Source organism: Sinomonas sp. R1AF57 (assembly GCF_002224485.1).
Classification (GTDB): Bacteria; Actinomycetota; Actinomycetes; order Actinomycetales; family Micrococcaceae; genus Sinomonas; species Sinomonas flava.
The window spans coordinates 217,897-237,440 of record NZ_CP022463.1 but is presented as its reverse complement, the minus strand read 5'-3'; the positions used below and the strand labels follow the sequence as shown (position 1 = coordinate 237,440).

20 protein-coding genes are annotated in these 19,544 nt (G+C 70.3%); 3 read left to right on the top strand and 17 right to left on the bottom strand.

From position 1 onward, the window contains the following. The first annotated feature begins 4 nt into the window (after window positions 1-4). Window positions 5-1,408, top strand: a complete 1,404-nt coding sequence (locus tag CGQ25_RS01195) for an NAD-dependent succinate-semialdehyde dehydrogenase (RefSeq protein WP_208711437.1) — start codon at window positions 5-7, stop codon at window positions 1,406-1,408. A 98-nt stretch (window positions 1,409-1,506) separates the two neighbouring features. Here the strand turns inward: CGQ25_RS01195 and CGQ25_RS01190 are convergent, their stop codons facing one another. The 7 genes from CGQ25_RS01190 to CGQ25_RS01160 form a co-directional block, all read right to left on the bottom strand. Continuing rightward, window positions 1,507-1,827 (bottom strand): putative quinol monooxygenase, encoded by a 321-nt coding sequence (locus CGQ25_RS01190; protein ID WP_208711436.1) that lies wholly within the window; start codon window positions 1,825-1,827, stop codon window positions 1,507-1,509. A 27-nt stretch (window positions 1,828-1,854) separates the two neighbouring features. After that, window positions 1,855-2,481 (bottom strand): hypothetical protein, encoded by a 627-nt coding sequence (locus tag CGQ25_RS01185; protein WP_208711435.1) that lies wholly within the window; start codon window positions 2,479-2,481, stop codon window positions 1,855-1,857. 53 nt (window positions 2,482-2,534) lie between these two features. Then, window positions 2,535-2,930, bottom strand: a complete 396-nt coding sequence (locus tag CGQ25_RS01180; RefSeq protein WP_208711434.1) for an MmcQ/YjbR family DNA-binding protein — start codon at window positions 2,928-2,930, stop codon at window positions 2,535-2,537. Further along, complete coding sequence (locus CGQ25_RS01175; protein ID WP_208711433.1) at window positions 2,930-3,361, bottom strand: CoA-binding protein; 432 nt, start codon at window positions 3,359-3,361, stop codon at window positions 2,930-2,932. The genes CGQ25_RS01180 and CGQ25_RS01175 overlap by 1 nt, the downstream gene beginning before the upstream one ends. Before the next feature lie 50 nt (window positions 3,362-3,411). After that, window positions 3,412-4,146, bottom strand: coding sequence for a hypothetical protein (locus tag CGQ25_RS01170; RefSeq protein ID WP_208711432.1), 735 nt, complete (start codon window positions 4,144-4,146; stop codon window positions 3,412-3,414). Window positions 4,147-4,154: 8 nt separating this feature from the next. Then, complete coding sequence (locus CGQ25_RS01165; RefSeq protein ID WP_255405485.1) at window positions 4,155-4,706, bottom strand: RNA polymerase sigma factor; 552 nt, start codon at window positions 4,704-4,706, stop codon at window positions 4,155-4,157. 196 nt (window positions 4,707-4,902) lie between these two features. Continuing rightward, complete coding sequence (locus CGQ25_RS01160) at window positions 4,903-6,189, bottom strand: adenylosuccinate synthase (protein ID WP_208711431.1); 1,287 nt, start codon at window positions 6,187-6,189, stop codon at window positions 4,903-4,905. Between the two features lie 212 nt (window positions 6,190-6,401). Here CGQ25_RS01160 and CGQ25_RS01155 point away from each other — a divergent pair, with 212 nt between their 5' ends. Further along, a complete protein-coding gene (locus tag CGQ25_RS01155; RefSeq protein ID WP_208711430.1) occupies window positions 6,402-7,226 on the top strand; it encodes a DUF1206 domain-containing protein in 825 nt (274 codons plus the stop codon). Here CGQ25_RS01155 and CGQ25_RS01150 read toward each other — a convergent pair whose 3' ends face one another. The 7 genes from CGQ25_RS01150 to CGQ25_RS01120 all read right to left on the bottom strand — a co-directional run bounded on the left by CGQ25_RS01150 (window position 7,227) and on the right by CGQ25_RS01120 (window position 15,003). Further along, the gene (locus tag CGQ25_RS01150; RefSeq protein WP_208711429.1) at window positions 7,227-8,438 is read right to left on the bottom strand and encodes an NAD(P)/FAD-dependent oxidoreductase; all 1,212 of its coding nucleotides are present in this window, start codon (window positions 8,436-8,438) and stop codon (window positions 7,227-7,229) included. Between the two features lie 73 nt (window positions 8,439-8,511). Beyond that, window positions 8,512-10,065, bottom strand: a complete 1,554-nt coding sequence (gene menE, locus CGQ25_RS01145; protein WP_208711428.1) for an o-succinylbenzoate--CoA ligase — start codon at window positions 10,063-10,065, stop codon at window positions 8,512-8,514. A 10-nt stretch (window positions 10,066-10,075) separates the two neighbouring features. Continuing rightward, a complete protein-coding gene (locus CGQ25_RS01140; RefSeq protein WP_208711427.1) occupies window positions 10,076-11,410 on the bottom strand; it encodes an MFS transporter in 1,335 nt (444 codons plus the stop codon). Window positions 11,411-11,459: 49 nt separating this feature from the next. Next, window positions 11,460-11,951: a MaoC family dehydratase gene (locus tag CGQ25_RS01135; RefSeq protein WP_304442227.1), complete on the bottom strand. Its 492-nt coding sequence runs from the start codon at window positions 11,949-11,951 to the stop codon at window positions 11,460-11,462. A gap of 20 nt (window positions 11,952-11,971) precedes the next feature. After that, window positions 11,972-13,150: an acyl-CoA dehydrogenase family protein gene (locus CGQ25_RS01130; RefSeq protein WP_208711426.1), complete on the bottom strand. Its 1,179-nt coding sequence runs from the start codon at window positions 13,148-13,150 to the stop codon at window positions 11,972-11,974. A 1-nt stretch (window position 13,151) separates the two neighbouring features. After that, a complete protein-coding gene (locus CGQ25_RS01125; RefSeq protein WP_208712798.1) occupies window positions 13,152-14,000 on the bottom strand; it encodes an amidohydrolase family protein in 849 nt (282 codons plus the stop codon). A gap of 52 nt (window positions 14,001-14,052) precedes the next feature. Next, the gene (locus CGQ25_RS01120; RefSeq protein WP_208711425.1) at window positions 14,053-15,003 is read right to left on the bottom strand and encodes an SDR family NAD(P)-dependent oxidoreductase; all 951 of its coding nucleotides are present in this window, start codon (window positions 15,001-15,003) and stop codon (window positions 14,053-14,055) included. Between the two features lie 139 nt (window positions 15,004-15,142). On the opposite strand from CGQ25_RS01120, the gene CGQ25_RS01115 reads away from it, so the two are divergent. After that, a complete protein-coding gene (locus CGQ25_RS01115) occupies window positions 15,143-15,613 on the top strand; it encodes a MarR family winged helix-turn-helix transcriptional regulator (protein WP_369802266.1) in 471 nt (156 codons plus the stop codon). A gap of 22 nt (window positions 15,614-15,635) precedes the next feature. Here the strand turns inward: CGQ25_RS01115 and CGQ25_RS01110 are convergent, their stop codons facing one another. From CGQ25_RS01110 to xylA, 3 genes are read right to left on the bottom strand one after another with little or no spacing between them, the layout of a single operon-like run. Further along, a complete protein-coding gene (locus CGQ25_RS01110; RefSeq protein WP_208711423.1) occupies window positions 15,636-16,895 on the bottom strand; it encodes a D-arabinono-1,4-lactone oxidase in 1,260 nt (419 codons plus the stop codon). Continuing rightward, window positions 16,892-18,337, bottom strand: a complete 1,446-nt coding sequence (locus tag CGQ25_RS01105) for a xylulokinase (protein ID WP_208711422.1) — start codon at window positions 18,335-18,337, stop codon at window positions 16,892-16,894. The genes CGQ25_RS01110 and CGQ25_RS01105 overlap by 4 nt, the downstream gene beginning before the upstream one ends. Before the next feature lie 4 nt (window positions 18,338-18,341). After that, window positions 18,342-19,529 (bottom strand): xylose isomerase, encoded by a 1,188-nt coding sequence (xylA, locus tag CGQ25_RS01100; protein WP_208711421.1) that lies wholly within the window; start codon window positions 19,527-19,529, stop codon window positions 18,342-18,344. Window positions 19,530-19,544: the final 15 nt, after the last annotated feature.

Here is a 19,544-nt window from a genome sequence, read left to right as displayed (position 1 = left end):
TGCCATGACTAGCACTGCGAGCACCCGCGACGAGCCCGGCTACCGTGTCCTGAACCCGGCCACCGGCGAGGTCGTCGAGACGTTCCCGACCGCCACCGACGAGCAGGTCCAGGAGGCCCTGGCCGCGGCCCAGGCCGCGTTCGAGTCATGGCGTGAAACCCCGATCGAGGCGCGCGCCAAGGTGGTCGCGCGGATCGGCGAGCTGTTCACCGAGCGGGCGGACAAGCTCGCTGCCATTATCACCGAGGAGATGGGCAAGCCGCTCTCGGAGGCCAAGGGCGAGGCCGAGTTCTGCACGGACATCTTCCGGTACTTCGCCGAGGAGGGGCCGGGCCTCGCCGCGGACACCGAGATCAAGACGTTCGCCGGCGGCCGCGCGGTCGTGCAGAAGCTGCCCGTCGGCCCGCTCCTGGGGATCATGCCGTGGAACTACCCGTACTACCAGGTGGCCCGCTTCGCCGCGCCGAACCTCATGCTCGGCAACACGGTCATCCTCAAGCACGCCGAGTCGTGCCCCCGCTCGGCGCTGGCGATCCAGGAGATCATGGACGACGCCGGCCTGCCGAAGGGCGCGTACGTGAACGTCTTCGCCTCGCACGCGCAGATTGCTGACATCATCGCGGACCCGCGGATCCAGGGCGTCTCCCTGACCGGCTCCGAGCGCGCCGGGGCGATCATCGGCGAGCTCGCGGGCAAGAACCTCAAGAAGGCTGTGCTCGAACTCGGCGGCTCGGACCCGTTCGTGGTCCTGGACTCCCCCGACGTCCGCGCCCTCGCGGACACGGCGTGGGAGACGCGCATGGAGAACACCGGCCAGGCCTGCAACTCCAACAAGCGCATGATCGTCATGGAGGACATCTTCGACGACTTCGTCGCACGGCTGACCGAGCGGGCGAAGGGCCTCACCCCGGGCAACCCCGCGGAGGGTGCCGAGGGAACGTTCGCCCCGCTCTCCTCCCGTGCCGCCGCCGAGGGCCTCGCCGCCCAGGTGCGCGACGCCGTCGAGAAGGGCGCCACCCTGCACGCCGGCGGCGAGCTCTCCGACGGCGACGCGGCGTACTTCTCCCCCGCCGTCCTCACCGGCGTCACGCCCGAGATGCGCGCCTACAAGGAGGAGCTGTTCGGCCCGGTCGCGGTGGTGTACAAGGTGGGCAGCGACGAGGACGCGCTCCGTCTGGCCAACGACACCCCGTACGGGCTGGGCGGCTCGGTCTTCTCGGCGGACACCGCCCGCGCGGAGCGCGTCGCCCAGCGCCTCGAGGTCGGCATGGCGAACGTCAACCTCCCCTCCGCGGAGGGCGCCGAGATCCCGTTCGGCGGCGTCAAGCGCTCGGGCTTCGGCCGCGAGCTCGGCCCGCTCGGCATGGACGAGTTCGTGAACAAGCGCATGTACTTCGTCGCCGACTGATGGACGGTAGGTGACCTCCTGGAGGTGACCCACAGAAGGTGACCCCCAGAAGGTGACCCCCAGAAGGTGACCCCCAGACGGGGGCGGGGTGGGCGGGCTCAGTCGATCTGCAGCTCGCCCATCGCGTCCCAGCCGTTGCCGTCGACCTGACGGGAGACGATGCTCGGGGTCTTGGTCAGGCACGGGCGCATGGCCTCGAGGCCCTTCGCGAAGTGCTCGCTCTGGACGTGCGGGCCGGCGCCCTCGTCGGTGAACGCCTCGACGAGGACGTACTCGGCCGGGTTCTCGAGGGACCTGGACCACTCGAAGAACAGGTTGCCCGGCTCCTCGCGGGTCTTCTCGGTGAACTCGCGCACGATCTCAGGGAACTGCTCCGTCGACTCGGGCCTGGTCTCGAACTTCACGACGATGAAGTACATGGGGTCCTTCCGTGGTTTCGGATTCGCTCATCCACCGTATTCGACCGCGCGGCATGCCGCGATTCCCTCCCGCGCCCATTCCTCCTGCGCGGGAGTGCCGACCCGGGCGGCCCACTGTTCGGCGAGCTGGAACTCGACGAGCGCCCGGTGGGCTTCCCCGGCGTCGAGCAGGAGCCAGCCCAGGTGGCCATGCAGCGAGGCGCACCACCGCTGCGCCCGGGGGCTGTGCGCCTCGCGGGCGTACTCGATGCCGGCACGCGCCCAGGACTCGGCGTGGGCGGCGTCCGCGATGGCGAGCATGTGGAACGCGTCGGCGGCCAGGTATTCCTCCCCGAGGTGCTCGCCCAGTTCCGCGGCCTGCTCGAAGAGCGGCACGGCCATCGCGGCGCGTCCGGCGGAGTTCAGCAGCCGGCCGCGCTCGAGGAGGACGCGCACCCCGATCGTCGGGTCTGCCTCGCAGTCGATCCCGTCCAGCAGGGCATCGGCCTCCTCGAACCGGCCCTGGAGCCCGATGGCGCGCCCGAGCTGGGTGGCCAGCTCGCGCCGCTCGACGGCGTCGTAGGCAGGGTCCTCGATGGCCTCGCGGAAGAGGCGTTCGGAGGCGGCGGGATCATCGAAGTCCCACAGGGAATCGAGGGTGGTCTGGTCGAGCATCGGGCCTCCTGACGAGGTCGGGCGGGGGCTCGGTCCCCACCCTAGCAGCGCTCTCAGCGCGCAAGGCCGCTCCAGCCCAGCGCCTCCCGCTGGGCCCTCGGCAGGCCCGCCACCACCAGGTCGTAGGAGTCCTCGACGAGGTCGCGGACGTCCTCGTCCGTCAGGTCCCCGTCCAGGCGCACGTCGCTCCAGTGCTTCTTGCTCATGTGCCAGGCCCCCGTGATCTCGGGGTGCACGGCCCGGAGCTGGACGGCCAGGACCGGGTCGCACTTGAGCGCAACGCTGAGCGGCGCCGAGTCGAGCACGGACAGCGCGAACATGCGGCCGCGCCGTTCGTCGCCGCCGGACGGTGCCCTGACCTTGAAGACCGAGGCCTCCGGCCCGAAGGGGAAGTCCTCGTAGGCTCCCGGGAAGCCGAGGCACAGGCTCCGCAGGGCCCGCGCGTCCATCAGGCAGGCCTCCGGCGATGCCAGATCTCACGCTGGGGGCACGCGTCCATGACGACGTCGAGGCCGGCCGCCTTGGCGCGGTCCGCCGCGTCGTCGTCGACCACGCCGAGCTGCAGCCAGACCGCCTTGGCCCCCACCGCGATGGCCTGGTCCACGACGGCGCCGACTTTCCGCGAGTTCACGAAGCAGTCCACGACGTCGATCGGGTGGCGGTCCGACGGGATGTCGGCAAGGGCGGCGTAGCCCTTCTCGCCATGGACCTCCTCGGCCCGCAGGTTCACGGGGATGACGCGGTGCCCGAGGGTGTCGCGGACAAAGAGGGACACGGAGTACGCCGCTCGCCACTCGTTCTGGGAGAGGCCCACGATCGCCCACGTGCCGGGCGTGTCCATGAGGCGTTCGATGACCGCAGGGTCGTTCACGTGCCGCATGAGCCCATGCTATCCCCGCCGTCCGCGGCGCACTGGGCGCCGAAACCTGCCTAGCGGTTGCTGCCTTGGCTGTTGCCCTGATGCCCGGTCTGGCCGCTGCCGCCCTGCCCGGTGCCGCCCTGGCTGTTGCCGCCTTGGCTGTTGCCGCCCTGACTGCCCTGGGTCCCCGAACTGCCGGCGCCGCCCTTGGGTCGGGTCTGGTCCCCGCCCTGCGCGTTGGCGTCCTGGGGGCCGGCGCCCGGGGAGCTCTGGGCAGCGCCCGGGTCCGCGGCCGACTTCGCAGCCGGAGACTCTGGCTGCGCTGGCTGCACCGCGGCGGCGTCGGAGTGCGCGGGCGCCTCCGGCGTCTCCGGGTTCGTGTCCTGCGTGGCGGACTCGGACGGCAGGACGTGGGCGAAGCCAGACGGCCAGGCCTCCCAGCCCTGGGAGCTGAGGGCCGCGACGCCGCTGACGCCCAGGCCCATGCCCGCGACGACGACGGCACCGATCACGGCGCCGCGCCGGCGCCACCGGGGCCGGGCAGCAGATGCCGCCGCTGCCTCGGCACGCCGCGCCTCGGCACGGCTGAGCTGGATCACCGCGGCACTGGGCACGACGGCGAGCTGCGCCGTCACCGGAACGTCAGCCCGCGGCGCGCCGGCGGCGCGCGAGAACACCGCTGCGAGCTCCGGCGAGAGTCCGGGCGCCACTGCCGGGCGCAGCGAAGGGAGCTGTGCGAGCGCACGCCGCAACTCGGCGTCGTGCTCCAGCCCTTCCTCCGCGAGCACCGCCTCCACCTGCGTCATTGATGCACTCATCGGACCCACTCTTCCTCGGACACGTGCTCCCGCAGCGCCTTGAGGGCCCTGCGCTGGAGCTGTTTGACGGCGCCGGGCGTCTTTCCCAGCGTGGACGCCACTTCCTCGATGCTCATCTCTCCCACGATGCGCAGGAGAAGCACCTCTCTCTGGTCCCCCTTGAGCTTGCCGATCAGCAGTTCGGCGTCCGAATTGCCGGTGGCCACGAGCGCCTCGTGCTCCGCCGAGCTGGAGAGGCGCCCGTCCAGGAGGGGGTCGTAGTCCACGCTCCTGGGACGCCGCTCGTGGCGCCGGTAGTGGTCCACGACCCGCGCATGCGCCACCGAGAACACGAACGACCGCAGTCCGGACGCCCCGCCGCTGATGCTGCCGAGCCGAGGCAGGACCGTCACGAAGACGTCCTGCGTCAGCGCCTCCGGATCGTCGACGCCGCGCCCCGCGAGGTAGCCCATGACGGCAGGGGCCAGCACACGGTACACAAGCGTGAAGAGCTCATGCTCCGTCCAGGCGCCCGGCGCCAGATCGGCGTCGGTGATGGGTTCTAGCACGGGGTTCCCTCTGCAGACTCCTGCGGCGGACAGGACCCGCTCAGTCTAGCCGTCAGCCAGCTGCGCCGACGGCCGGACCGAGACAGAGAAGAAGCCGGGCTGGAACATGATGGGGGACAGATTCCAGCCCGGCTTGCACTTGGGTAATCGCTCGAGGGCGCGATGGGGTTACGCGCTCCCGGAAGTTTTTTTCAGATCAGTCGATCAGGTCCCTCACGACGATGGTCTGATCGCGTTCCGGGCCCACCCCGATGGCAGAGAAGCGGGTCCCCGAGAGCTTCTCGAGCGCGAGGACGTAGTCGCGGGCGTTGGCCGGGAGGTCCTCGAGGGTCTTGGCCCCGGAGATGTCCTCGGTCCAACCGTCGAAGTACTCGAAGATGGGCTTCGCGTGATGGAACTCGGTCTGCGTCATGGGCATCTCGTCGTGCCGTTCGCCGTCGACGTCGTACGCCACGCACACCGGGATCCTCTCGATGCCGGTGAGCACGTCGAGCTTGGTGAGGAAGTAGTCCGTGAAGCCGTTGACGCGCGAGGCGTGGCGCGCCAGCACGGCGTCGTACCAGCCGCAGCGGCGCGGACGGCCGGTGTTGACCCCGTACTCGCCGCCCGTCTTCTGCAGGTACTCGCCCATCTCGTCGAACAGCTCAGTGGGGAACGGGCCGGCGCCGACGCGCGTGGTGTAGGCCTTGATGATCCCGATCGCGCGGGAGATGCGGGTCGGGCCGATGCCGGAGCCCACCGAGGCCCCGCCCGCGGTCGGGTTCGAGGACGTCACGAAGGGGTAGGTGCCGTGGTCCACGTCGAGGAAGGTGGCCTGGCCGCCTTCCATGAGGACCACCTTGCCGTCGTCGAGCGCCTGGTTGAGGACATAGGTCGAGTCGATGACGAGGGGGCGGAGCCGCTCGGCGTAGGAGAGGAAGTACTGGACGATCTCCTCCTCGATCACGGCGCGGCGGTTGTAGACCTTCACGAGGAGCTCGTTCTTCTGGCGGAGCGAGCCCTCCACCTTCTGCCGCAGGATCGATTCGTCGAACACGTCCTGCACTCGGATGCCGAGGCGCGCGACCTTGTCCATGTACGCGGGACCGATGCCCCGCCCGGTGGTCCCGATCGCGCGCTTGCCGAGGAAGCGCTCCGTGACCTTGTCGAGCGTCTGGTGGTAGGGGGCGACGAGGTGGGCGTTGGCGGAGACACGCAGCCGGGAGGTGTCGCCGCCACGGGCCTGGAGGCCCTCGATCTCCTCGAAGAGCGCCTCGAGGTTCACCACGCAGCCGTTGCCGATGATCGGGACCGCGTTGGGGCTGAGGATGCCGGCCGGGAGGAGCTTGAGCTCGTACTTCTGCCCGCCGACGACCACGGTGTGCCCGGCGTTGTTGCCGCCGTTGGGCTTGACGACGTAGTCCACTCGGCCACCCAGCAGATCCGTGGCCTTGCCCTTGCCCTCGTCACCCCACTGGGCTCCGACGATCACGATTGCTGGCATGGATTCCTCCCCGGGACACCGCCCACGGCCCGGCTGGCCGTCGGCCTACATGCGAAGGCCCCGGTTCCACTGCGCACCTCGAGGGGTAAGAGCAAGAAGGCCGGGGCTCTTGCCACCCAAGTCTACCGAAGCGGCGCCCGGGGCCGCGAAAATAGGCGCACGACGACGATGAGGAGGCTTCCATGCCAGGGGGCACCGAGGCGGGGGGATCAATGGGCGGGGCAGCGAAGGGTGCCGCGCGCGATGCGGCGAGCGGCACCGTCCGGGCGGCCCGGTCCAAGGGCGGCCGGGCGCTCGCGCAGGGCGGGTTCGTCTTCGTCGGCCTCCTCCACCTGATCATCGCCTACCTCGCACTGAGGATCGCGCTGGGCGGCCAGGGCGAGCACGCCGACCAGAGCGGCGCCATCCAGCAGATCGCCGGGGCACCCGGAGGCCTGGTCGTCCTGTGGGTGGCCGCCCTGTGCTGCGCCGCGCTCGCCCTGTGGTGGATCAGCGAGGCGATCCTGTCCGCCCGGAGCAGGTCCGAGGGGACGTGGGACGTGCTCTCTGCCGCCGGCAAGGCCGCTGTGTTCCTCGCCATCGGCGGGCTGTTCCTCTCCTATGCGCTGGGTGCGGGCAAGGACTCGCGCCAGAAGTCGCAGGAGATCACCGCCACGATTCTCGCGGCCCCCGGAGGGCAGGTTGTCCTGGTCATCCTCGGGCTCGTGGTGGTCGGGACGGGGGTGTACTACGTCTGGCGCGGCGTGAGCCGGAAGTTCTTGGACACAGAGGTTTCCCCGCACGGCACCGCACGGAAGCCGGTGGAGACGGTGGGCGTCGTGGGATATGCCGCGAAGGGGGTTGCCCTCGGCATCGTCGGCATCCTCGTGACGGTGGCCGCGCTGCGCTTCGACGCCTCCGAGCAGACCGGGCTCGACGGCGCCCTCAAGGGCCTCGCCGCGCAGCCGTACGGGGCGTGGATCCTCGGCATCGTCGCCGTGGGACTGGCCTGCTTCGGGCTGTACTCGGCCGCGCGGGCCAAGTACGGGCAGATGTAGCTAGCGGGCGAGCGTCCTGAGGCTGACGGCGGGGTTCGCCAGATCCGCGGGATCGGCCTTGATGCGCCGGTCGATCATGCGCCGTGCGGCGCGCACGGCCGTCCCGCCGTCGACCGCCGCGCAGCCCACGAGGTAGCCGTCGGGGTCGATCCGGAAGGCCACGGTCGGGACGCCGTCCACCTCCCGCAGCACCGTCGTGCCCTCGGCCGTCATCGACCCGACTCCCTCGACGTGGACCCCGTGGCGGTCGGACCAGAACCAGCTCGCCCCATGTTCGGGACGCTCGTGGCCGAGGAGCGCTGCGGCCGCCGTCGTGCCCGTGTTCATGGCATGCTCCCAGTGCTCCGCACGCGGCATGAGGGTCCCGTCCGGCAGCCGGGTCCGAGCCACATCGCCCACCGCGTAGACCCGCGGGTGCGCTGTCCGCTGGGACTCGTCGACGAGCACGCCGTCGTCCACCGCCAGGCCGGCCGCTTCCGCGAGCGCCATGCGGGGCACGATGCCGATGCCTGCAAGGACGACGTCGGCGGCCACCGTCTCGCCGGACGCGAGCCGCACGCGGTGCTCGCCGCCGTCGCGCGTGATGCCCGTGGGCAGGCCGGTGACTACCCTGATTCCCTCGGCCGCATGCATGTCGTGGAGGCGGCGGGCGAGCTCCGGGCCGACGGCAGGGGCCAAAGGCGGGTCGACGGGGTCGATGAGCGTCACCTCGGCTCCGAGCCGCAGCGCCGAGGAGGCCACCTCGGCGCCGATGAGGCCCGCGCCGATGACGGCCAAGCGGGTGCCGGGTTGCAGCTGTGCGCGCAGGCGGTCGGCGTCCTCCCTGCTGCGCAGCTCGAGGACCGAGTCGAGGTCCCCGCCCGGGATGGGGAGCCGGCGGGCCGCTCCCCCGGTGGCCAGGACGATCGCCGCGGCCGCGATGGTGCGGCCGTCCTCGAGGACCACCTCGCCCTGGTCGGGGCGGAGCTCGACCACGGTGCCGCTCACGACGTCGACCCTGTTCTCCGCGAACCACTCCGCCTTGGAGAGCTGGATGGCCTCGGCGCCGCGGGCGCCGAGGAGGTAGCCCTTGCTCAAGGGCGGGCGGTCGTAGGGCAGGCCCTCAGGGTCGACGATCGTGATGGCCCCGGTGAAAGCGCGCGAGCGCAGCTCCTTCGCGGTCGTGAAGCCGGCCAGGCCGCCCCCGACGATGGTGACGGACAACAGGGACATGGCGTGCTTCCTCCAGTTCGGGACTGCCAGCCTACCGGGCCCGCCGGCCTGTCGTTGCCTGCTACCGCGCCGCCTACCCCGCGTACTGCTTGCGCAGCTCCGTCTTGCGGATCTTCCCGCTGGCGGTGCGCGGCATCTCCTCGACGAACACGACCGACTTGGGGATCTTGTACCGCGCGAGCCGGCCGTCGAGGTGTGCCCGGACCTCCTCCTCGGTCAGAGTCATGCCGTCGCGGACGGTCACAATGGCCTTGGGCACCTCGCCCCACTTGTCGTCGGGCACGCCGATCACGGCGACCGATGCGACCTGCTCGAGTTCGACGATGATCGCCTCGACCTCTGCCGGGTAGATGTTCTCTCCCCCGGAGATGATCATGTCCTTGAGCCGGTCCGAGACGAAGAGGAAGCCCTCCTCGTCGAGGTAGCCCATGTCCCCGGACTTGAACCAGATGCCGTCGGCGAACGAGTCCCGCGTCGCCTCTGAGCGGTTCCAGTACTGCTTGATGACGTTGGGGCCGGAGATCTGGATCTCTCCCACCTCCCCCGGCGCGAGGACCTCCCCGATCGGGTCGACGATGCGCACGTCCGTGAAGAACTGCGCGAGCCCGGAGGAGCCTGCCTTCTCCTTGGACCGCCACACGGGAAGCGTGGTTGCCCCGGGGGCCGTCTCGGTCATGCCGTAGCCGTTGGAGAACCCGAGGCCGCGCTCCTCGTAGGCCTCGAGGACCCGCATCGGGACCGCCGAGCCGCCGCACGTGAGCTTGTCGAGCGAGCTGATGTCCGTCGTCGCCCAGGCGGGGTGCTCGGCCAGCAGCTGGTAGGTGGTAGGCACGCCGCTGAGGGCCGTGATGCGGTGCTTCTCGATGAGCTCGAGCGTCCGGCCTGGATCGAACTTCTGCTCGAGCACCACCGTGGCGCCCTTGAGCAGCATCGGCAGGAGCCCCATGTCGAGGGAGGCCACGTGGAACAGCGGCGAGATCATGAGCGCGATGTCGTTCCGGTTCACGTCCATGTCCGTGATCACGTTGATGCAGTTCCATGTGATGTTGCCGTGCGTGAGCAGGGCACCCTTCGGACGGCCGGTGGTGCCGGAGGTGTAGAGGATCATGGCGCCGTCGTCGTGCGTCACGGCCTCGTCGATCACCTCGGCCGGTGCCGCGGCGAGCGCGTCCTCGTAGCGTTCGACGCCGGCGGCGCCGGTCCCAGCGGTGGCGGTGCCGGCGTCGTGCGCGGCGCCGACGACGAGCCGCCGCTGCACCCCGGTCCCCTCGACCGCGGCAGCGGCGAGGGCGTCGAGGGCGGCACCGTGGACGAGGAGCCTCGTGCCGGAGTCCTCGAGCTGGTACTGGAGCTCGGGCGCGGCCAGGCGCGTGTTGAGCGGGATGAAGATGGCGCCCAGGATGCCGGCAGCGAAGAAGGTCTCGACGAAGGCCGGGTCGTTCTCTCCGAGGTAGGCGATCCTGTCGCCGCGGGCGACCCCGCGGCGACGCAGGGCATTCGCGAGTCGGTCCGCCCGCTCGGACAGCTCGTTGTAGGTGAGCTCGAGCTCCCCCGCCACGAGGGCGACCTTGGGACCGGACTTGGGTCGGCGGCGGTGGAGCCAGGAGCCAACTCCGTTGTTGTACATGGCGTCAGTCCTATCGAACGGTGGTGAGGTCGTTGTCCTTGGACTCCCGCGTGAGCAGGATGAACACGGCGGAGACGATGGACATCACGGCGAGGAACGCGACGACCGCTCCGATGCTCTCGCCCGAGTCCTTGTAGAGCGAGGCGACGATGCCGGGGGTGAAGCCTGCGCCGATGAGGGTCGCGAGCTGGTAGCCGAGCGCCGCCCCCGTGTAGCGGGACGTGGTGCCGAACTGCTCCGAGACGAACGCGGCCAGCGGCCCGTAGAGCGTCGAGTGCAGGATGAGGGCCACCGTGAAGGCGAGCAGCACGAGCCACACGTTGCCCGATCCGAGCAGGCCGAACATCGGGAACAGGTACGCGACGAAGAGGACGAGTCCCACGACCATGACGGGCCGCCGTCCCAGCCGGTCCGAGATCCGGCCGCCCAGGAGCACGAAGGCAATGGAGATGGCCGAGGCCGCGGCGAAGGCGTAGAGCACGCCCTGCTGCGGCGCGCCCTTGGACACGGCATAGGTCACCGAGAACGTGGGCAGCACCACCTGGAGGCCGAACCCCGCGGCGCCGGCGAGCATGATGAAGACCAGCGCCTTCGGACGCCTCAGAACGGCCAGCAGCGGCGCCTTCGGAGCGCGCTGCCCGGCGCCCTTGGACGCTTCGGCGGCGACGGCGGCGGCGAAGATCGGGCTCTCGGAGATCCTCACCCGGACGAACATGCCCACCAGGAGGAGCGCGAAGGAGAGCAGGAACGGCACGCGCCAGCCCCAGGCCAGGAAGGCGTCCTGGGGCAGAGCCGAGAAGATGCCCATGACCACCGTCCCGAGGACCGCCCCGGAGGGGGCGCCCGCGTTGACGAACGACGCAGCGAAGCCCCGCCGCTTGGGATCGGAGTGCTCGAGCGCCATGAGCGCGGCCCCACCCCATTCGCCCCCGACGGCGATGCCCTGGAGCACGCGCAGCAGCACCAGGATCACGGCGCCCCAGGGCCCGATGACGTTCGCGCCCGGGATGAATCCGATGAGGGTCGAGGCGATGCCCATGACCGCCATGGACACGATGAGCATCCCCTTGCGGCCCAGCCTGTCGCCGAAGTGGCCGAAGATGATCCCGCCGAGCGGGCGGGCCACATAGCCGGCGGCGAAGGTCGCGTACGCGGCGACGACGCCGACCCAGGGATCTGTGCCGGCGAAGAAGACCTTGGGGAACGCCACGGCGGCGGCCGTCGCGTACAGGAGGAAGTCGTAGAACTCGATGGTGCTGCCCAGGTAGCTGGACAGGATGACGCGGCGGGCTTCCTTGCGCTGCGCGCTCGTGCTCATGTGCGTGAGCTGAAGGGTTCCAGACATTGGAGGTTCCTAGGGGCGGGGCGGACGGGGATGGACTGGACCGAGGGGCCTACTTGTAGAAGCGGGCGAGGAACTCGGCGACGACGGCAGGGCGCTCCTGGCCTTCGATCTCGATGGTCGCGTTGACCTTGATCTGCGCGCCGCCCTTGACCTCGGAGACCTCGGCGATGGTGCCGACCATGCGGACCTTGGAGCCGACCTTGACGGGGGAGGTGAAGCGGACCTTGTCGAGGCCGTAGTTGACCTTCGTCGTGACGCCCTCGACGTCGAACAGCTCGCCCCAGAAGGGGATGACGAGCGAGAGGGTCAGGAATCCGTGCGCGATCGGAGCGCCGAACGGGCCGTCCTTGGCCCGCTCGGGATCGGTGTGGATCCACTGGTGGTCGTCGGTGGCGTCGGCGAAGAGGTTGACGCGGTCCTGGGTGATCTCCATCCAGTCGGTCGCGCCGAGGTCGGCGCCGGCCATGGTGAGGAGCTTGTCGAAGTCGACGACGAGCCTGGGCTCGGTGGAACGGGACTCGGCGGTGCGGGGCGTGGTCATGGTGGTCTCCTGTGGGTTCTCTATTTGGTGAAGGCGCTCTGCCCGGTGAGGGCGCGCCCGACGATGAGGGCGTTGATCTCGTGCGTGCCCTCGTAGGAGTAGACGGCTTCGGCGTCGGCGTGGAACCGGGCGACATCGGTGTCCAGGGTGATGCCGTTGCCGCCTACAACCTCGCGGGCGAGGGCCACGGTCTCGCGCATGAGCAGGGAGGTCTGCATCTTGGCCAGTGCGGAGTCCTGGTCCCGGTAGATGCCCTTCTCCTGCTGCTCGGTGAGCCGGACGACGAGGGACAGGCTCGAGGTGAGATTGCCCAGCATGCGGGCGAGCTTCTCCTGGACGAGCTGGAACGAGCCGATCTGGCGGCCGAACTGCTCGCGCTCCCGCACGTACTTGAGAGCGGCTTCGAACGCTCCGGCCTGGATGCCGGTGGCGATCCAGGCGACATCCGAGCGCATGGCGCGCAGCATCGCGGCCACGTCCTTGAACGAGTTCACGTTGTGGAGGCGGTCCGCCTCGGTGACGCGCACGCCGTCGAGCGTGATGTGCGCGTTCTGCATCATCCGCAGCGCCGTCTTGCGGTGGATCTTCTCGAGGGTGACGCCCGGCGCTTCCCGCGGGACGAGGAAGGCCTTCACCTGCCCGTCGGCCACGTCGCGGGCGAAGACCGCCAGGACGTCTGCGGTGAACGCCCCGCCGATCCAGCGCTTCGCGCCGTCGAGGACCCACGAGTCGCCCTCACGCCGGGCCGTGGTCGCGAGGCCGCCGGCAATGTCCGAGCCCGACTCGGGCTCGGTGAGGGAGAAGACGCCCTTGAGCGAGAAGTCCACGACCTTGGGCATCCACTCCTTCTTCTGCTCCTCGGAGGCGCCCACGCGGATGGCGGTGCGGAACAGCCCGGCCTGGGCCGTGTAGAACGTCGCGATGGACGCATCGGTGCGGGCGAGCTCGAAGATCCGGAAGCCATGGTAGATCCCGCGGGCCTTCTCGCCGTCGCGGGTGAGCTCGGCAGGCTCCATGATGTCGAGGTCGATGAGGGGCTGGGCGATCTCGTAGGGGAACTCGCCGCGCTCCCAGTAGTCGCCCACCAGCGGCTTGGCCTTCTCCTCGAGGAACTCGCGCAGGCGCCCGAGGACCAGCCGCTCGTCGTCGGTCAGGAGGGCGGCGGCGTCGTACCAGTCGCAGGCTGAGTAGAGGTCCATCTCAGTCTTCTCCCCCGGCACCCAGGCCGAGCAGCTTCACCGCGTTGTCCTTGAGGATCTTCGGCCGGACGCTGTCCTTCAGCGGCAGCTCGGCGAACGCGCCGAGCCACTTGGCCGGGGTGATGAGCGGGAAGTCGGTCGCGAAGAGGACCTTGTCCTGCAGCATCGAGTTGGACGCCTTCACCAGCGACTCCGGGAAGTACTTCGGGGACCAGCCGGACAGGTCGATGAACGCGTTCGCCTTGTGCGTGGCGATCGAGATCGCCTCGTCCTGCCAGGGCACGGACGGGTGGGCCATGATTACGGTCAGGCCTGGGAAGTCCGCGGCGACGTCGTCGAGCAGGAGCGGGTTCGAGTACCGCAGCTTGATCCCGCGGCCGCCCGGCATGCCCGCGCCCATCCCGTTCTGGCCCGTGTGGAAGACCGCCGGCAGGCCCAGCTCCTCGAGCGCCGCCCACAGCGGGTAGAACTCCTCGCTGGACGGGTCGAATCCCTGCAGGGAGGGGTGGAACTTGAATCCGCGGGCCCCGAGCTCGAGCGCCTGATGCTTGGCGCGGGCGATCGCGTCCTCGCCCGTGCGCGGGTCCACCGAGCCGAACGGGATGAGGACGTCGTTGTGCTCGGCCGCGCCGGCGATGAGGTCCTCGATCGAGTTGGGCTCGTGGTGGAGCTGGGTGCGGGCGTCGACCGTGAAGACCACCGCCGCCATGTTCAGCCCGCGGTAGGTGTCCGCGATCTTCTCGAGGGTGGGGTGCCGGTCCTCGGCCTTGAAGTACTTCGAGGAGGCCTCGTTGAGGTCGTCCGGGAGGGAGCAGTGGCCGTGGCCGTCGATCTCGACGTGCACGTGCATGTCGATCGCGTCGATGGCCTCGACGTCGATGCCGAGTTCGTAGCGGGCCACCTCAGGCACCGGCCTTCGCCCCGGCCTTGTCGGCCTCCGGCTGCAGCTCGGCGGGCAGCGGGAGGAACTCCTCGCCCACGCTCTGCAGGTGGCCGCCGATGAGCTCGGCGCCCTGCTCCTGGAGTGCCTCGTACGTCCAGCCGCCCTCGCGGTAGTCGGTCGTGGCCGGCTCGGGGTGGGTCCACACCTGCAGGCGGTCGCCGCCGGCGCCGATCGCCTGGCCCGTGATGCCGGCGGCGGCGTCGGAGGCCAGGTACGCGACGAGGCCGGCGACGTCGTCGGCCGTGCCGAAGCCGAGGTCGTGGCGGAAGAAGGCCGGCATGGCCTCGCCGCGCTCGTCCGCCTCGACGGCCTTGGCGAAGTACGGGACTGTCTTGGTCATCGCGGTCGCGGCCACGGGGATGACGGCGTTGACGGTCACGCCGGCCTTCTTCATCTCCAGCGCCCACGTGCGCACCATGCCCACGATCCCGGCCTTCGCCGCAGCGTAGTTGGTCTGGCCGAAGTTGCCGCGCTGCCCGGTCGGGGAGCCGATGGTGACGATGCGGCCGGCCACCCCGTTCTCCTTGAAGTACGCGTAGGCCTCGCGGACGCACGTGAACGTGCCCTTGAGGTGGACGTTGATGACGAGGTCGAAGTCCTCGTCCGTCATCTTCAGCAGGCTCTTGTCCCGCAGGATCCCGGCGTTCGTGACGAGGATGTCCAGACGGCCGAACGCCTCCACGGCACCGTCGACGAGGGCCTTGGCGGCCTCGGACGTGCCCACGGGAACGACGACGGCCGTCGCCTTCCCGCCGTCGGCCTCGATCTGCGCCACGGCCGCGGCGGCGGTCTCCTCGTTGACGTCGTTGACGACGACCGCAGCGCCCTGACGGGCCAGCTCACGGGCGTAGGCGAGGCCCAGGCCCTGTCCGCTGCCGGTCACGATCGCTACCTTGCCTGCCAGGCTCATGCCATGCTCCTTCGCACTTCGCTCCATGCGGTGCCCGCGGCCTGCTGACCGTGAGACCCTTGTCACAGTCCATGAAATTACGGATCATTGAGAATGTCAACGATTGATTTTTTCGTCCAGATTTTTCGCACGGTAGGAGATGCCCATGAGCGTGGACTTCCAGATTGAAGGCGACGGCGCTCCGCGGCTCGCTTCCTCGGCCATCGGCGGCGACGTCGGCCTGCTGCTGGCCAAGCTGCACGCGACCGGGTCCGTGCTCAACAACCACGCCCTGGCGGAGTTCGGGCTTCGCGAGCGCTCCTACTCGGTGCTGCGCCTCGCCTGCAGCGGCCTCGAGCCGACCCAGCGCGAGCTCGCGGACTTCCTGAGCCTTGACCCGAGCCAGATCGTCAGCCTCGTGGACGAGCTCGAGAAGCGCGGCCTCGTGACGCGCGAGCAGGGACGCACGGACAGGCGCCAGAAGATCGTGCTCGCGACCCCGGAGGGCGAAGTGGTGCATGCGAAGGCGCAGGCGGAGATCAGAGCCTGCGAGCGCCAGCAGCTCTCGGCGCTGACGGACGACGAGGCCGGCACGCTCACGGCGCTGCTCCGCAAGGCGCTCTGGGCGTAGGATCGGGCCCCGGAGAGTCGGGTCAGGCGCCCAGGGTACGGTCCAGATAGGCGTTGCGGAACAGCCCCGCAGGATCGCGCGCGGCGACCAGGTCCCGGAAGTCGTCGAACCGCGGGTAGAGTCCCCTGAGCTGTGGTGCGGTCAGGGAGAACACCTTCCCCCAATGCGGCCGCGCCCCGAACGGCGCCAGCGAGTCCTCGAGTTCGGGAAGGAACGCCTCGACCTCGACGGGCAGAGGCCGCCAGGTGAAGTGCAGGGCGATGCTGTCCTGACGGTACGAGGGGCTGAGCCAGAACTCGTCCGAAGCGACAGTCCTGACCTCTGAGACGAACAGGAGCGGAGCGAGCCTCTCCGCGAGGCCGCGCACCGACTGGAGTGCCTCGGCGGCGTGCACCCGAGGCAGCAGGTACTCCGTCTGGAGTTCGTCGCCAGCGCTCGGCGTGAATTCGTGCCGGAAGTGCGGCAGGCGGTCAAGCCAGGGCCCGGGCACATCGAGCTGCTCAGTGCAGTTCACGGCATCCATCTCCGGAAGGGGGTGCCGCTGCCGAGTGGCGGGCACCGCACCGTGGAAGGACGACGGCGCGGGGCCGGGCTCAGCGTCAAGGCGCACCTTCCGCCACACCTGCTGCACGCAGTCGCCGGCGTAGTCCGTGAAGAGCGAGACGCTGTAGCCGTCCCCGGCCACCGCGTCGTAGTCTGCGAGCACCGCTTCCCATGGCAAGTCCTCGAACACCTGCTGGCGCACCTGATAGCTGGGCTCGATCGCGAGCTCGAGCGCGGTCACGATCCCCAGCGCACCGAGTGCCACCACGGAACCGAGGAACTCGTCGCCATCGCCCTCCTCGAGCCGCTCGATGTCCCCGGACGCCCGCATCAACTCGACGGCCTTCACCGCTGAGGCCAGCCCCGGGTTCCTCGTCCCCGAACCATGAGTGCCTGTCTGGACCGCTCCCGCGACCGAGATGTGCGGGAGGGACGCCATGTTCTTCAGCGCCCATCCCGCGCGCTCGAGTGCGAGCGCCAACTCTCCATAGGCGCGCCCTCCCGGCACGCGCACGGTCGCGCGGGACGAATCGAGCTCGACCCCGCCCGGCATCCTGTCCAGCACCACCTGCAGGCCGGAGGTGTCGGCGACATCGTTGAAGCAGTGCCGCGAGCCCAGGGCCTTGACCCGGTCCCCGCGGCGCGCGGCGGCTGCGACAAGCTCGGCGAGCTCTGCCGTGGACTCGGGCCGAGCCACGGAAGCAGCCGAATAGTCGAGGTTCCCGGCCCAGTTCTTCATGCCCGGCCCCCGGGGCAGGAGGTCGAGACGGCGGCGCGGTACCGCTCGAGGATCCGTGGAGCGGGAGGCGACGTCACCGTCGTCGTGCGCCCGGTTTCCCAGTCCGGAAGCCGACCGCTGAGGACTCCCGCGGCTTGGCGTGCGGCGCCGTCGGCCACGTATTCTCCGGGTTCGGGGACGAGGACGGTGAGCCCGAGGATCTGGGCTGCTGCTTCCTGGACGGCACGCGATCGTGCGCCTCCGCCGACGAGGATGGCTCGTTCGGCCCGGACGCCCTGGGCCGTCAGCGCCGCGAACCCGTCCGCGAGGGAGCACATGATGCCTTCGACTGCGGCCCGTGCGAGGTTCGCGGGCGTGTAGCTCTTCAGCGTGATGCCGTGCAGGGAGCCCATAGCATCGGGCAGGTTCGGCGTGCGCTCGCCTTCAAAGTACGGCACGAGCGTCAGTCCGTCCGCCCCGGACGGGGCGGAGAGTGCCAGCTCGGTCAGCCCGGGCAGCGTGACGCCGAGCAGCGCCGCCGTCGCGTCCAGCACGCGCGAGGCGTTGAGCGTGCAGACGAGCGGCAGGTAGTGCCCGGTGGCGTCGGCGAAGCCAGCGACAAGCCCGGACGCGTCGGACGTCGCGTGCCCGGCCACGGCGAAGACGGTGCCCGAGGTGCCGATCGAGACCACTACGTCGCCGACCCCCGCTCCGACCCCGAGAGCGGCCCCAGCATTGTCCCCTGCCCCCGGTCCCAGAAGGGCTCCCGGAGCGAGCACGCGTGCGGTCCCGGCCGATTCGAGGGGGCCGAGCACCCGCGGCAGCGCCGGAACCCGGCCGAGAGCCTGTTCGAGCACCGCCGGAAGATAGTCGCCTGCGGCGGGCGACCAGTACCCCGTACCCGACGCGTCCGAGCGGTCGGTGGCCAGGGCAGCCAGCCCCGCCGGGCCGGACCCGGCCCCGTGCCCTGCGAGGCGCCAGGTGAGCCAGTCGTGCGGGAGGCAGACGGCCGCCGTGCGCGCCGCATTCTCAGGCTCGTTCTCTGCCAGCCAGCGCAGCTTGGCCGCGGTGATCGAGGCGACCGGCACGGTGCCGGTGGCCTCCGCCCAGAACCGCGCGCCCGAGGAGGGATCGCCGTCGCCCGCCTCTTTGACCAGATCCTCCGCCGCGGCCGCGGAGCGGATGTCGTTCCAGAGCAGGGCGGGCCTGACGACCTCGCCGGAGGCGTCGAGGCACACCATGCCGTGCTGCTGGCCGGCGACCGAGACGGCGGCGACGTCGTCGAGGCCGCCCGCGGCGGCCACAGCGGCCTGGAGGGAGTCCCACCACGCGCCGGGGTGGACCTCAGTGCCCTCCGGGTGGCGGGCCGAGCCGGAGCGCACAAGCCCGCCGGTCTCGGCGTCGCGGACAACGACCTTGCAGGACTGGGTGGAGCTGTCGACTCCGGCGACGAGCGTTGCCATGGAGTCAGCGTGCCCCGAGGAGGTGCTCGAGGGCGAGCTGGTTGAGGCGGATGAAGGCGTACGACCGCTCCGCGGCCTTCTCTGCGTCGAACTCCTCGAACGCGGAGGCGTCGGCGAGCAGGTCCGCCGTCGTCTCCCCCGCCGCGAGAGTGGGTTCGGCGAGCTCGAAGACTCCCGAGGCAGCGAGGGCCTCCTGGACCTCGGCATCGGCGCGGAACGCGGCCGCACGCTCCGCCAGGAGCAGGTACATGCGCATGTTCGCCTTCGCAGACTCCCACACGCCGTCATACCCGTCGGTGCGGGAGGGCTTGTAGTCGAAGTGGCGCGGGCCGTCGTAGCGGGGGCCGCCGTTCGGGAAGCCGTTCTCGAGCAGGTCGACCGTGAAGAACGCGCTGGTGAGGTCGCCGTGGCCGAAGACGAGGTCCTGGTCGTACTTGATGCCACGCTGGCCGTTGAGGTCGATGTGGAACAGCTTGCCGGCCCACAGCGCCTGGGCGATGCCGTGGGTGAAGTTCAGCCCGGCCATCTGCTCATGGCCGGTCTCGGGGTTCAGGCCCACGATGTCCCCGTGCTCGAGCTGGGCGATGAACGCGAGGCCGTGGCCCACGGTCGGGAGGAGGATGTCCCCGCGCGGCTCGTTCGGCTTGGGCTCGAGGGCGATGCGCAGTCCGTAGCCCTTCTCCTTGATGTAGGCCGCCGCCGTGTCCACGCCCTCGCGGTACCGGTCCAGCGCCGCGGCGAGGTCCTTGGACCCGTCGTACTCGGAGCCCTCGCGGCCGCCCCACATCACGAACGTCTCGGCACCGAGCTCTGCGGCGAGGTCGATGTTGCGCAGCACCTTGGCAAGGCCGAAGCGGCGCACGGAACGGTCGTTCGAGGTGAACCCACCGTCCTTGAACACCGGGTGGCTGAACAGGTTGGTCGTGACCATGGGGACCTTCAGGCCCGTCTCCTCCAGGGCGCCGCGGAAGCGCTTGAGGATCAGCTCCCGCTCGTCCGCGGTGGCGCCGAACGGGACGAGGTCGTTGTCGTGGAAGGTGATGCCGTACGCGCCGAGCCCGGCCAGCCGGTGCACCGCCGCGACGGGGTCCAGCTCCTTGCGGGTCGGGACGCCGAACGGGTCATTGCCCGTCCAGCCCACGGTCCAGAGGCCGAAGGTGAACTTGTTCTCAGGGGTCGGCGCCAGTGCCATGGGGAGCTCCTCGGG